At 49.7% G+C, this 14285-nt stretch carries 8 protein-coding genes; 1 reads left to right on the top strand and 7 read right to left on the bottom strand.

Annotation, left to right across the window (positions count from 1 at the left end):
• Positions 1-3: 3 nt before the first annotated feature.
• The 7 genes from LZG94_RS05465 to LZG94_RS05435 all read right to left on the bottom strand — a co-directional run bounded on the left by LZG94_RS05465 (position 4) and on the right by LZG94_RS05435 (position 13551).
• Positions 4-3009, bottom strand: coding sequence for an ATP-binding protein (locus LZG94_RS05465; RefSeq protein ID WP_233790919.1), 3006 nt, complete (start codon positions 3007-3009; stop codon positions 4-6).
• Positions 3009-3410: a response regulator gene (locus tag LZG94_RS05460; RefSeq protein ID WP_233790918.1), complete on the bottom strand. Its 402-nt coding sequence runs from the start codon at positions 3408-3410 to the stop codon at positions 3009-3011. Before LZG94_RS05460 ends, LZG94_RS05465 begins: the two co-directional genes overlap by 1 nt.
• A 148-nt stretch (positions 3411-3558) precedes the next feature.
• Complete coding sequence (locus tag LZG94_RS05455; protein WP_233790917.1) at positions 3559-4404, bottom strand: sugar phosphate isomerase/epimerase; 846 nt, start codon at positions 4402-4404, stop codon at positions 3559-3561.
• Between the two features lie 9 nt (positions 4405-4413).
• Complete coding sequence (locus tag LZG94_RS05450) at positions 4414-8220, bottom strand: serine hydrolase (RefSeq protein WP_233790916.1); 3807 nt, start codon at positions 8218-8220, stop codon at positions 4414-4416.
• Between the two features lie 4 nt (positions 8221-8224).
• A complete protein-coding gene (locus LZG94_RS05445) occupies positions 8225-9223 on the bottom strand; it encodes a xanthine dehydrogenase family protein subunit M (RefSeq protein ID WP_233790915.1) in 999 nt (332 codons plus the stop codon).
• The gene (locus LZG94_RS05440) at positions 9220-9870 is read right to left on the bottom strand and encodes a (2Fe-2S)-binding protein (RefSeq protein WP_233790914.1); all 651 of its coding nucleotides are present in this window, start codon (positions 9868-9870) and stop codon (positions 9220-9222) included. Before LZG94_RS05440 ends, LZG94_RS05445 begins: the two co-directional genes overlap by 4 nt.
• Before the next feature lie 1161 nt (positions 9871-11031).
• A complete protein-coding gene (locus LZG94_RS05435) occupies positions 11032-13551 on the bottom strand; it encodes a phosphocholine-specific phospholipase C (RefSeq protein WP_233790913.1) in 2520 nt (839 codons plus the stop codon).
• 180 nt (positions 13552-13731) lie between these two features.
• Between LZG94_RS05435 and LZG94_RS05430 the strand changes: the two genes are divergently transcribed.
• Positions 13732-14283 (top strand): HPP family protein, encoded by a 552-nt coding sequence (locus LZG94_RS05430; protein ID WP_215235587.1) that lies wholly within the window; start codon positions 13732-13734, stop codon positions 14281-14283.
• The last annotated feature ends 2 nt before the right edge of the window (positions 14284-14285 follow it).

Genomic DNA, 14285 nt, shown 5'->3' with positions numbered 1-14285 from the left:
GTTTCAAATAACCGGTAGCCAGATATGAAACGTCGCTCCTTCGCCCGGGCGGGATTCGGCTGACACATATCCGTCGTGCTGCTCCACGATCTTTTTCACAATACTTAACCCAATACCGGTACCCGAATATTCGTGTTTCCCGTGCAGCCTTTGGAACAGACTGAATATCTTCTCATTAAACTCTGGCTCGAAACCGATTCCGTTATCCGAAAACGTCAGGTGAACAAAAGTGCGTCCGTCAACCGGCAAGTGCGGATCTTTGGTCTCGTAAGACGCGACCAGCTGTGAGGTGATCGTGATACGCGGATTGGTCTGTGAGAATTTCAGGGCATTACTAAATAAGTTTGAGAATAACTGGTTGATCTGGAATTTGTTGGCGCGTATCTGAGGCAGATCGCCGCAAATCACTTCCGCTCCTTTTTCCTCAATCAGCAATTCGAAATCGATCTGAATATCCTTCACGATCTTGTTCAGATCGACAACTGAAAAGTCTTCTCCTGACTTTGACAACCTACTGTAAGTCAGCACCGACTGGATCAGTTCGCTCATGCGTTGGGCCGAGGAATTGATCTTTTGAAAGTATTTCTCGACTGCTTCCGGGTTTTCCTTATTCTTTTCGATGAGATGAATAAAAGTCTGGATTTTCCGCAGCGGCTCCTGCAAATCGTGGCTTGCCACGTAGTTGAACGATTCCAGCTCCTTGTTCGCCTTGGTCAGTTCTTCCGTCCGCTTCCGCACTTCGTTTTCCAGCTCCTCTGTAAACTGGCGTCGCGTTTTCGCGATTTTCAGCTGCGATTTAATTCTTGCCAATAATTCATTGGAAGAGAACGGTTTGACCAGATAATCGTCAGCGCCGATCTCATAACCTTCGATTTTCGACTCTTCACCTGCACGGGCTGTGATCAGAATGATCGGTATCTGCGCACTTTCTGGCGTGTCTTTTACATGTTTGAGGAGTTCGATACCGTCCATTTCGGGCATCATAATATCACTTAAAATAAGGGAAGGCCGGTGTTTCCGGATCATTTCCAAAGCATCGATCCCGTTTACCGCGCCGATCGTTTTGTACCACGGGCCAACCAGTGACTGAATGTGCTCACGCATATCCGTATTATCATCTACGACCAGAATCGTCTCATATTCAGTCCTGTCGGGCGCCGATGCAAGCGAGACAGCGTTCGCCTGCGGAGTTTCCGAGGGCAGTAAGGTAGCCGCTTCTTCAACAAAAAAACTGGAAGTTATCTCTTCGAAAGCAGGTGCTGCCGCAAATACCTGAGCGGGATCAAGATGCGCACTGCCTGTGGGGATCGTCACCGTAAACCTGCTACCCTTCCCTATTTCACTTTGAACGTTTATATTGCCGCAATGCAGCTGCACCAGCTCTTTTACCAGCGATAACCCGATCCCGGTGCCTTCATAAGTCCGGCCGGTCGTGTTCTGGACCCTGTGAAAACGCTCGAACATATGCGGAAGCTCATGTTCCGGAATGCCCAAACCGCTATCTTCCACGACCAGCTGTACCTCGTTCCCTATCTGCTCTACCGACAATTTAATACCTCCTTCAAGGGTATATTTGAATGCGTTGGACAGTAAGTTGAAAACGATCTTTTCCCACATTTGCTTGTCGACATACACGGGCTGGCTGATCGGCTGCACGTTCACATGCAGATACAAATCGGCTTTTTCAATGACCGAGCGGAAGTTACCAGCCAGGTTTTGGGTGTACGTGGCAATATCGGTCAGCACGTAAGTGGCCATATTCCTGCCGCTCTCGATCCTGCTGAAATCAAGCAAAGTATTAACCAGTTTCAATAGCCGGATCGCATTGCGGTGCGTTACTTCCAGATTATGCTTTTCGTCGGTACTTAACCCGATCAGCGGCTTGCTCAACAGTTCTTCCAGCGGACTCAGCATCAGCATCAGCGGCGTCCGGAATTCGTGGCTTATATTGGTAAAGAACAGCGTTTTTGCTTTGTCAAGTTCTTCCAGCGCTTTTGCACGCTTGCGTTCCTCCTCATAGGCCAACGCATTATTTACGCCGAGCGAAATCTGGTCTGCTACGAGCTGTATAAAATTGCGGTATGCATCATCAAAATTCCGGTAAGGGTTCAAACCGATCGTCAGGATCGCGAGCGGGAATTTCCGGTTGGCAGATTTGATCGGAACATCCACAAATTGACGCGGCACCACATCCCAGTGCCCTTTTGGCAAAGAATGCCACCTGTTTGGGTCAATCGACTCTACGATTTTGTTCCCAAAAACGGCTTCCGAAACAGTGATAGCTTCCTCGCGGGCGTTATCAAGGTCAACAGGCGCGTTAATGGTAAGATTTTCAGGACCAATACCCGACATCGCGGCGATTTCGGCGGTATTGGATTCGCTGTTTACCTGATAAATGACACTAAAAGGAAAATCCCTGTTGTTACTGCCCAGCGCTTTGACCGCCTGTGCATACACGTCCTGTTCCGTTTTCCGCTGTGCCAAACTATCCAGCTGCTGCATCGTACGCAGCGACCTTTCATTGATGATCCGGTCGGTATCGGCTGTGTTATAGCATATTATCCCGGCCGGGCGACCGTCTTCGCCAAGCACGGGCGTGTAGGAAAATGTATAATAGGTTTCCTCAGGAAAGCCGCTGCGCTCCATAATAAGCAGCTGCGATTCCACGTAAGTACCTTCGTCTCTGGTCATTGCGAGCGAAAGCATCGGTTCGATATCCCGCCAGATATCCTTCCATACTACGGAAGCGGGCTGTCCCAATGCGCCGGGATGTTTTCCCCTCACAATATCCACATAAGCGTCATTGTATAACTTGATCAGGTGCTCGCCCCACCCGATCCAGATCGGCTGCTTGGAGCTGAGCATGATCCGAATGCACGTTTTCAGGCTCTGTTGCCATTGTTCCGGCGGACCGAGCGGAGATTTATCCCAGGGAAAGCGGCGTATGCGTTCGCCCATTTCGCCTCCGCCAACGAGAAATTCAAGTGATGTTACCGCGACCTGATCCATTAAGAGCGTGAGGTAATGGTGTGGATAATTTTTTGAAACTCCCTCTTTACCTCATCCGTGTCTGCATATTTTTTCACAAAACCGGTTGCCCCGAGATCCGTGCATTGACTAACGATCTCCTTCTCATCCGAGGTGGAGTACATAAAAACCGGCACTTCTGCCAGGCGGGGCATTTTTTTGAACTCCACCAGAAATTCGATACCGTTCATCCGCGGCATATTGATATCGGCGAAAATGACGTCGGGGAAAAACGTTTCGTCCTGTAACCGGTGCAGCGCCTGCATTCCATCGCTGGCGAAGGTGCATTCAGCATGCTCGAAAGAATCTTCCATAATAGTAGCCAGTATTTCCTGATCGTCTATGTCGTCGTCGATTAAGAAGATGCTGATACGAGGGCGCATGCTGATCCGGTTTTAGTTTAGTTGTAGCTGATCAATATAAAAATCCATTCCAAAACCCGTTTTCCTGAAAACTGCTACACGGGAATGTTGTGGTTTATGGATTAATGATAAGGATTTACGACGAAAATACAAGCAGCCCCGGCCGCAGCTAGCGCGACAGTTTTGAGAGGTATTCGAGCGCCTGCTTCACGTCGGGCATATTGTTGTTCCAGTTGCCTTCCCGCTCTATATAGGCCATTCCATTGAAGTTCTGGCGTTTAAGCTCCTTTACAATCGCCGGATAGTCGAGTACGCCGGTACCTGCCACTACGTCGTTTGCTTTCAGGTTATTAGCCCCGTCGAGGTCTTTTACGTGCACACAAATGACGCGCCCTTCCAGGGTTTTCAAACATTTTACCGGGTCAAGTCCGCTTCTGACCCAGTGCCCGAGGTCGGCGCAGGCCCAGATGTTCGGGCGGCCTTTCATCGCGGCAACCACCGAATCAGGGTGCCAGTAATAGCTCGATCCTTTGGCGTGTTCGTGGATCGCAATTCTCATTTTGTAGGCACCGGCCAGGCTGTCGAGCAAATTCCAGTCCTTCTTTTCCGGCTCGCACGTCAGGAACTCGATACCCATTTTCTTGGAAAAAGTGAAATAGGTATTCCATTCCTCCAAATTCTTCCCGTTGCCCGAATACAACGATTTCATTTGAATGCCCTTTTTATCAAGCATTGATTTCATCTTCGAAATCTCCTCGTCGTTCAGGTTTGGAATAGCGTGACCGTTGAAATCCTTTCCCAGATTATGGAAGAAAAAACCTTCAACGAACTTAGCCCCGGCACTATCCGCTTTCTCGATCGTCTCAGCAAAAGAGAATTTATTAAAGGAATAGAGCGCCACGCCGGTTTTCCAGTTCAATGCTTTTTTGGACAAATCGTTTTTAACAAAACTGATCTGAACCAATGCGGCCACGCCGACTAATGCCAGTAAAGCCAGGTTTTTAGTGTTTTTCATATAGACTGTTTATTGTTTTTTAAACCAAATATTCTTGACCCTTCCGCCCGAAAATGTAAGCCCCGTCACTTTTTGCGCGCTATCCCTCACAAAACTCACACTGCCGATCCTGCTGCTGAACTGCCCGCTTCCTGTCAGGTCCGGGATCAACTCAAAATCGCCGTTTCTCATGTGGTGCATCCGCAGCGTATCGGCTTTCATATCCACTTTATATTCTGTCAAAAGTTCAGGGCTGTAATAGCTACCTGCGAGCGCCGCGAACGTTTTTCGGTCGGGCAGCTGCACATAGATCCGGTTGGCCTTAATATCCTTATATTTAAGCATATTGATGTTGCCAAGACTGTTTTTTACAAAAGTCATCGGCGCACTATATGCATCGATCCAGATCAGAGAATCAGATTTCGGCTCGACTGGAAACTTAGGCTCGCCTGTGGCTTGCACCATCAGCTTTCCATTTTCGAGTGTAAATGTCACCGCCCAGCCCGGCCCCAGTTCATAGGTACCCGTGTATTTTCGGGCTAATGCGGTATCCAATTTTACCACAGGCATATTCCGTACATCTGGCTCATTCCCAGCCTTTTCTTCTACTTTTTTACCCGGCTGCAAATACAGCGCCGCCACCTCCGAAGCGAACCTGCCGATACTGAAATCGTCCGAATTGCTGAGCAGGATCACAGACAATTGCTTTTCAGGATAATTCATGATAATAGTCCGGTATCCCTGCCAGCCGCCCGAGTGCGAAATGGTTTTCAGGCCGCCTTCCACATCCCGCGCCAGCCCGAACGCATATTCCACCTTATCCCCGTTATTCAGCTCCCCGTCTTTGAGCATGTTGGTATATACCGGATTTCCGTCTGCAATTTCTTTGTTAAAATGGATCACCCATTTGCTCAGATCTTCCACCGAAGTAAAAAGTGAACTGGAACCGTAGGCCGCCAGCGAGCCCGGGACTTTCACGAACTGACCATCCTTTTTCGAATAAGAATAGGCAACATTTTTAATGGGCCGCGTATAATCGTCCTGCGACCAGGTGTTTTTCATATTCAGCGGCCGAAAAATATGTTCCTCTGTCCATTTTGTGAAAGACTGGTCACTCACTTTCTCAACGATTGCAGCAAGAAGATTGTAGCCTGTATTGCAATAGGAGAACTTTTCACCCGGCTCGAAATCGAGGTCGCGCTGGTTTCTAACCATGCGCATAATGTCTTCAAATGAAATCACCTCGTCCCAGCGCCAGCCTGCAATGCGGAGTGCTTCGGGCCAGTCGCGGAGTCCGCTCGTGTGGTGTACCAGGTGCCCGATTGTGATCGTTTTCTTAAATTTCGGAACCTCGGGAAGGTATTTCCGGATATCATCATCGAGTGATATCTTGCCTTCCTGGACCAATGTAGAAATGGCCAGTCCCGCGAATTGCTTGGAAACGGACGCAATATCAAAAACCGTTGCGCGCGTGATCGGTATGCCGTATTCCAGGTTCGCAGTCCCGTATCCTTTGGTAAAAACGACCTTTCCGTGCTGCACGACTGCTATTGCACAGCCAGGGCTCTCTGCATTATTGTATTGTTTGAAAGTCTTGTCAATATCCATTTCCGCCGCATTCTTTTTCTGCGAACAGCCCGATAAACACACGATCAGCATCAGAAATGCGATCAGCTTGTCAACCGTGATCGGCAGTTCCCTGACCCGCTTACCCGTCGCATGAAAAACAGCATTGGCGACCGCTGCTGCCACACCTACGATCGCTATCTCACCCAGCCCTTTGGACCCGATCGGGTTCACGCGCGTATCTGGTTCGTCGATAAACAGTACCTCCATTTGCGGAATATCGCTGTGAACAGGAATGTGGTAGCTGGCAAAATCGCTGGTAACGTACCTCCCAAAACGATGGTCCATCACGGAAGCTTCCATCAGCGCCATGCCGATGCCGCCCACTAAACCGCCGATGGACTGGCTGCGGGCAGTTTTGTGGTTGATGATCTTGCCTACGTCAGCGCAGGTCACTGCTTTTGTAACTTTCACTTCCATGGTGAGCGGATTTACGTTAACCTCTATAAAATGACAGCCAAACGAATACATCGAGTACTGATCGCGCTCCGGTCCCGACTTCGATTCTTCCTGCGCTTCCAACTCCGTGAGTTTATGGAATTTCAATATATCCTGATAGGAAGCGCTATTGCCGCCGGGCATTTCAGCAGCGAGTTTTGCCAGTTTGTTTTTTAAAGATTCACAAGCCGCATGCACAGCCGAACCTACACTCGGGATCGTGGAAGAACCATTTTGTCCCGGCGCGTCGGGCAGCGACGAGTCGCCGAGGTCAAAGCGGATATTGCGGGGGCTGATATTCATTACTTCCGAAGCAATACGCGTTATCGCAGTGCCGGTACCAGGACCAATATCCATCGTCGCACTTTGCACGACCAGCGTACCATTCGCCATCATAACTGCCCTGGCAAGAGACGGATGCCGGTGAAAACCGTACAAGCTAGATGCCATTCCATAACCCACCAGCAACCCTTTATTTTTCATCGAACCCGGTTCAGGCTGCCTGTTTTTCCAGCCAAAAGCGGCTGCGCCTTTTTCGTAACATTGCCGCAGGGACTTGGCGGAAAAAGGCAGATTTCTTTCAGGATCCGTTTCGGCATAATTGCGCAAACGGAGTTCTAGCGGATCAACTTTCAAAGCATAACTGAGCTCGTCGAGCGCCGATTCCAGCGCAAACATGCCGGTTGCGTCGCCGGGGCCTCGCATCCACGTCGGAGTGTTTACGTCGAGGTTGAGAAGCCGGTATTTGGTCACCACATTTAGACAGGCGTAAAGCGACCTTCCGGCAAGGATCGTACGTTCCAAATGCTCCTCATACTGCGAAGTCTGCCCGGTACCTTCGTGCACGATCGCGGTCAGTTTACCCTCCCTATTCGCTCCGATCGCCACTTTTTGCACCGTATAAGGCCGGTAACCCACCGAAGTGAACATTTGCTCCCGACCCAGAACAAGCTTGACCGGCCGTTTTAAATGCTTCGCGGCGAGTACCGCAGCGATCGTATGCGGCCACACGCGGATCCCCGACCCGAAAGCGCCGCCGATAAAAGGCGAGATCACTTTGACATTAGGCCGCGGCAGTTTGAAAGTCTGCGCCAGATTACCCTGGGCAGACTTTACGCCCTGATTTTTATCATAAACCGTCAGCCTATCTTCCGCCTCCCAAACCGCGATAATCGCGTGCGGTTCGAGCGGCTGGTGGTGCTGCGTGGGAATGGTGTATGTGTTTTCAATTTTCACTTCCGCCCGGTCGATCGCGCCGGTATCTCCCCTTTCGTAATCTTTAAATGGAGAATTCTGGCTTCGCTGTACACTTTGCGGCACTACCGCACTCACTGCATTCGCCTCGAAATCAGTACTATGCGCTTCTTTTTCATAGGATATTGTGATGAGCGACGCCGCGTGCTTCGCCTGTTCCAGCGTTTCCGCAACAACCATTGCGACTGGCTGTCCGTCGAAATAAATGTAGTGATCGTAAAAAATGCGGAATGCAGTGCCAATCGGCACGCGCTCGGCAGGTTGCTTTTTTTCGGGGTAACCGGGTATCAATGGGGAATTCAAATGGCTGATCACCGCGAGTACACCCTTTGCAGTTTCGGCTTGCTGCGTGGCTATTCCGGTTATAGTGCCTTTTGCAATAGTGCTGGTGACGAGTACTGCGTGGGCGAGGTTACTTAGCTGATATTCTGCCGAATAGGCTGCAACACCGGCCACCTTAACTGCCCCGTCAACCCTGTCCAGCGATTCTTTTTCTTCCACAGTTACTTTTTCCATCATACCATTATTCAATGCCGGCGGCGGTCAGTAATGCCTGAACGATTGCGTTTGGGGCCAATTTTAGTTTGAAATCATTTTGTCCAAAACCCCTGGCACCAACCATCGCCACTTCCGCAGCTTTTCTAAAACTGCTTTCGGTCACCGGCTGGCCTTCCAGCGACTTTTCGGCTGCTATTAATCTCCAAGGCTTGTGCGCCACGCCGCCCATTGCCAGCCGCGCCGTTCGTATCTTACCATTATCAATATCCAGCGCAGCCGCCACTGATACGATCGCAAATGCATACGAAGCGCGGTCACGGAGTTTGAGGTAATGTGAATTGCGTGCAAATGCATTGTCCGGGATCTCCACAGCCGTGATCAGCTCGCCGCGTTCGAGGGTTGTATCCACTTCGGGAGTATCGCCGGATAAGCGGTGCAGATCCGCTATTTTCATTCGCCTCTCGCCGCCCGGCCCGCTCAGCAATACATCGGCATCCAATGCGGACAGCGCCACGCACATATCGCTCGGATGTACCGCAATGCAGGTTTTTGCAGGATTTTCAGTCTCAGTTCCGAAAATCGCGTGCAGCCTGTTTATTCCCTCCAATGCGCTGCAACCGCTTTCCGGGTCGCGTTTGTTGCATGGTAATGCAGTGTCGTAAAAGTAGGTACAACGCGTTTTTTGCAGGATATTTCCACCCACTGTGGCCATATTCCGCAATTGCCCGGAAGCTCCGGAGTCGAGCGCCTGCGCCAGTAGCGGATGCTTTTGCAAAACGGTTTCATGCGCAGCTACCTCACTATTTAAAGCCAATGCGCCGATCCGCAGCACGCCGGATTTGTATTCAATTTTTTTGAGGGGCAAATGATTGATATCGACCAGCTTCTCAGGCGTAACGATTCCCCTTTTCATGAGGTCTATGAGGTTGGTACCCCCGGCAATATAGCGCGCCTGCGGATCACCGGAGACCATTTCGATTGCAGCTTTCAATTTCGACGGGCGGAGGTATTGAAATGGCTTCATACCTTTTCCCCGCTGTTTTTTACTTCTAATATCGCATTTACGATATTCGGATAAGCTCCACAGCGACAGAGGTTTCCGCTCATATATTTCCGAACTTCAGCCTCGGAGCCTGCATTTCCTTCTCGAATGCAGCTTACCCCCGACATGATCTGTCCCGGCGTGCAATACCCGCATTGAAAACCGTCGTGCCTGATGAATGCTGCCTGTAACGGGTGAAGTTTTTCCGGCGTGCCGATGCCTTCGATCGTCGTCACTTTGTTGCCGTTTTGCATCACCGCGAAAGTGAGGCACGACAATGTGCGCTGCCCGTTGATATGCACAGTACAAGCGCCGCATTGACCCAGATCGCAGCCTTTTTTGGTCCCTGTCAATCCAAGTTGTTCACGCAGCAGGTCCAGTAAAGTAGTTCTTGGGTCGATATTCAGCTGGTGTTTTTTTCCATTGATCGCAATACTGAGCTTTACGTTTTCAGTATCTCCGAAAGATTCAGGCAGCGCGTTGTCTTCGCCTGAGATCAATGAGGCGGGTGCAAATGCAAGTCCGGCAATGGTGACGGATTGTTTTAAAAAATAGCGACGGTCTTCATCAAAGCGGTTTTCAACGCCACATACCAGTTCCTCGCCTGCCGGAATTTTTTCATCTTTCATTCAAACCAGAGTTTAGGCTTTTCCAAAAAGTAAAGGCCGCCCGGTTTCCGGATTACTCCAATGCGGGAGTTTATTTATTGCTTTTCCAGCTAGTGCCTTATCCTGCTTAGTTCCGAAAAACTTAACTGCCTTTTAGGGGTATACTTTTTCGTAATCTGCGTCTGAGTCTTCCGGCCTCTTCCATTCATCAGAATAAACAGGAGGCCCCGCAGGGGCCCATATGGATGCGACGTGTTTACCTAGAAACAGGGAGCCGCTCTGCGGCTTTGCAGCTATTTGGAAAAGCGCCGGCGCAGCCCGCCGTTTCTAGAAATATGTTTCGCGAGTTAAATTTCGCTCCAGCGGAGCCCCCTATTTCTAGAAATACGTTTCGCAAGATAAACGTGGCTCCGGCGGAGCCCCCTGTTTCTAGAAATATGTTATCCCGAGATAAACGTGGCTCCGGCGGAGCCCCCTGTTTCTAGAAATATGTTTCGCGAGTTAAATTTGGCTCCAGCGGAGCCTCCTGTTTCTAGATATGTTTCGCAAGATAAACGTGGCTCCGGCGGAGCCTCCTGTTTCTAGAAATACGTTTCGCAAGATAAACGCGGCTCCAGCGGAGCCCCCGTTTCTACAAATACGTTTCGCAAGGTTAACGTGGCTCCAGCGGAGCCTCCTGTTTCTAGAAATATGTTATCCCCAGATAAACGTGGCTCCGGCGGAGCCCTCTATTTCTAGAAATATGTTATCCAGAGATAAACTCGGCTCCAGTGGAGCCCCCCTGTTTCTAGAAATACGTTATCCCGAGATAAATGTGGCTCCTGAGGAGCCCCCTGTTTCTAGAAATACGTTTCGCAAGATAAACGCGGCTCCAGCGGAGCCCCCGTTTCTAGAAATACGTTTCGCAAGGTTAACGTGGCTCCAGCGGAGCCCCCTATTTCTAGAAATACGTTTCGCGAGATAAACGTGGCTCCGGCGGAGCCTCCTGTTTCTAGAATTATGTTATCCAGAAATAAACGTGGCTCCGGCGGAGCCCCCTGTTTCTAGAATTATGTTATCCAGAAATAAATGTGGCTCCAGCGGAGCCCCCTGTATTAAAATGGTCGATGTCTAATTATTTAGGAGACCCCGTAGCGGCACTATATAATCCGACGTACCCAACCTGGAAAATTAGCCAAGCTTTCAGACACTCCCTCCGCCCATTAACGGATCCGTGCTGCTTTCTTTCCCGTTCTCGACGTGCCCGGCGTATCGTTTAATGCTATCTGATTTACCGGTTCTAATGCTCAGATCGTACCAATTGTGACTTTTTCGCAAAGTTTTGACAGCAACCGACTTTCCGCCCGCCGAAACTTTCAGTTCCAGGGGCTGGTCGCCGTACGCGTGATCGACGACCGAAACCTGCAATGCATTTGCGCTACGGTTGTAGACCGTAAATTGCAGGTCGCCATTTGGCTTTCCTGACTTGTCATTGATATAGGTGCAGGCAATATCGATATCCTCGCCTTTATCGCCTGCAAATTCGCGGTAGAACCCATTTGGTCCGTACACGCGCAAATGATATTTTCCACCGTCAAAATCGGCGATTTTAAAACTTTGTGTCAAAGTATCCCCCGCTCTCACAGCAAAATTCCAGACGCGCAACGCTTCACCCTGGTAAGTATTCATTGCATAAATAATAAATGGCGCGCCGGCTGATTTTTCACCAAATGCTTTCTTTCCAGCGTTCAGACTGATCTCGAATGCGGTTTTATCTTTTGAAAAACTACCTTCGGCATACAACTCGTAGGGAATCGCGCAGGAGCGGCGCGTACCGGGTTCCTGTTTAGGCAAATGCGCCGATTGCAGTGCGTTTTTATTAATGTCGCTGACTTCACTCGCAGACAGCGCCTTGAAATTGGAAGGTGCATTGCGGAACTGCGCCTGGTGGATGGAAGTCACGAATTCATCACGGTTGACAGGCTTCGGTTTCTTGTAAGCAGATGCATCGAAAGGCTGGAAAACAGAACTGATATTGCCGCAGATCGTCCGCCTCCATTCCGAAATATTGGTTTCCTTCACCGTCTTTTTCGACTTGTGGCTCGTGAATTCTTCCAGAAACTGAATAATGGAAGTGTGGTCAAAAACCTGGGAACAAACCTTGCCCCCGCGCGACCATGGCGATGCTACTACCAGCGGAACGCGGAAACCCAACCCAATCGCGCCTTCCCGCGCATTGCCTTTCGGTACCTGCGAAAGATCCTGGTCGAGCGTCACGTATTCGGCCTTGATATCAATGCCTTCGGACACTTTTCCTGAATCGGGTTTGAATGGATTGGGAATGGAAAATGGCGGAATATGGTCGTAGTAGCCATCATTTTCATCATAACACAAAATAAAGATCGTCTTCTTCCAGACCTCCGGATTTTTGGTCAGGATATCTAGCGTTTCCGACACGTACCACGCACCATACCAGGGCGCAGACGGATGATCCGAGAAGTTTTGCGGCGCGGCCAGATAAGATACCGCCGGCAGTTTCCCTTCATTTACATCTTTTCTGAACTGATAGAAAATATCGCTTTTCGGAACCTGGACAGTCTTTTTCTCTCCGTTTTCCTCATAAGTAACCGTGCTGAGTTTGAGATAATCGGGATCATTCCGGTTCGATACGAATGCGCGCTCGTGCAGGCTGCGGTCGGTAACCGACAGCTTTTTAAGGTTTTCCTCACTGTATTGCGCCAGGTCCGCTTCGTACTTTTCTACCAATGCGACTTTGTTGTCAAAGCTCTTGGTAAGATTCGTTTTTTCATCTCCTGTTGCAGCCGCCAGCTTTTCTTTCATTCCCGGCATTTCACCTTTCAGCTTCTCCACTTCCGCCTTTGCGTAGCGGATATAGTCTGCCGATGATTTTACGTGGTATTGCGCATATCTTTCCAGCGGATTGCAACCGAAATTACTAAGCCACGAGCCCAGCCCCGGGTGAAACTGCATAATTGCACCAACCTCATTCTGATAAAATTTCCACGGTACACCGGCTTCCTCCATCCGCTCGGGAAACGTTTTCCATTTCACGGGTTTGTTAATAGAAAAATAACTGTTACGAACCACCGCCAGCGAGTCAATACTGGGTTCTTCTCTGATAGTACCCGACCACAAATAATAGCGATTGGGGTGTGTAGGCGTCATTGAAGAACAGAAATTCTGGTCGCAGATGGTGAAGGCATCGGCTAATGCGTAATAAAAAGGCAGATCTTCCCGGTCATAATAGCCGAGTGTGAGCGGCATATCCGAGTATTCCTTGTGGCTCGACCGCTTCGATGCCAGCCATTTATCATATTTACCCCCATTGTAAGCATCCACCTGCGACTCCCGGGAATGCGGCAGATCGTGCATCCAGGTAGCTTTCGTGTTCTTGATATCGAGGTGAAAAGGAGCATAAGTATCCCCTTTGTTATCCGTTTGCAGCCACACCTTATTCTTGTTCGGCAACGAAATCGCACGCGGATCGTTAAACCCCCTTACACCCTGCAACCGCCCATAAGTGTGGTCGAATGAACGGTTTTCCTGCATCAATATCACCACATGCTCGGCATCTAGATAAGTAGTGCCGGGGTCGGGACTGATCGCCATTGCGCGCTGAACAGACTCTGGCAGAAACGCCATCATACCTGCGCTGCCGGACAACAAAGCGGCTTTTTTCAAAAACTCTCTTCTTGAATCCATGTCAGTGGTTTTGGTTATGGACTACCAAAGAAAGCACGTTTTTCAGGTTCGATACTTAGTGTTAATGATAAGATAATACCACGCGAATCCCGACTGCCGCATTCTGCCGCTCGTAAAAAGTTGTTAATTTGCGGTTCAATTCAGCATACATTGAGAAAGAGAATCAGAAGGCACATGCGCATGGCGCGTTATGTGATTTATAAGGAAACGCTGGTCGATTACAAAGACCATTTCTGGACATTTTTAGGATCTTTTGCAGGCATTGCGCTGATCGGTTTCGTCAATAACAACATGTTTTCAGCCTCCGACAGCGTATTCCTGATCGGCTCGTTCGGCGCTTCTTCGGTACTTATTTATGGGATTGTGAACAGCCCGCTTGCACAGCCGCGCAACCTGATCGGCGGCCATCTTGTGTGTGCTATCGTGGGTGTGACCGTGCATAAGCTCGTTCCCGGGAATATCTGGCTGGCTTCTGCATTCGCCGTTTCCATATCTATTGTATTGATGCAGATCACCCGCACGCTGCACCCGCCGGGAGGCGCAACTGCCCTGATCGCCAATATTGGTTCAGACAAAATCAAAAGTTTGGGATATGAATATGTACTCAGCCCGGTACTCACGGGCGTGCTGATTTTACTGCTTGTGGCGCTGCTTGTCAATAACCTGGCGACGAACCGCCACTACCCAAAAAACAAAAACTGGTACAAGATCTGGAACCGTCGCTACCGGTAGCC

Source organism: Dyadobacter sp. CY343 (assembly GCF_021390335.1).
In the GTDB taxonomy this organism is placed as follows: Bacteria; Bacteroidota; Bacteroidia; order Cytophagales; family Spirosomataceae; genus Dyadobacter.
Note: the sequence above shows the minus strand (reverse complement) of the source record. Positions and strands in the feature narration are given on the sequence as shown.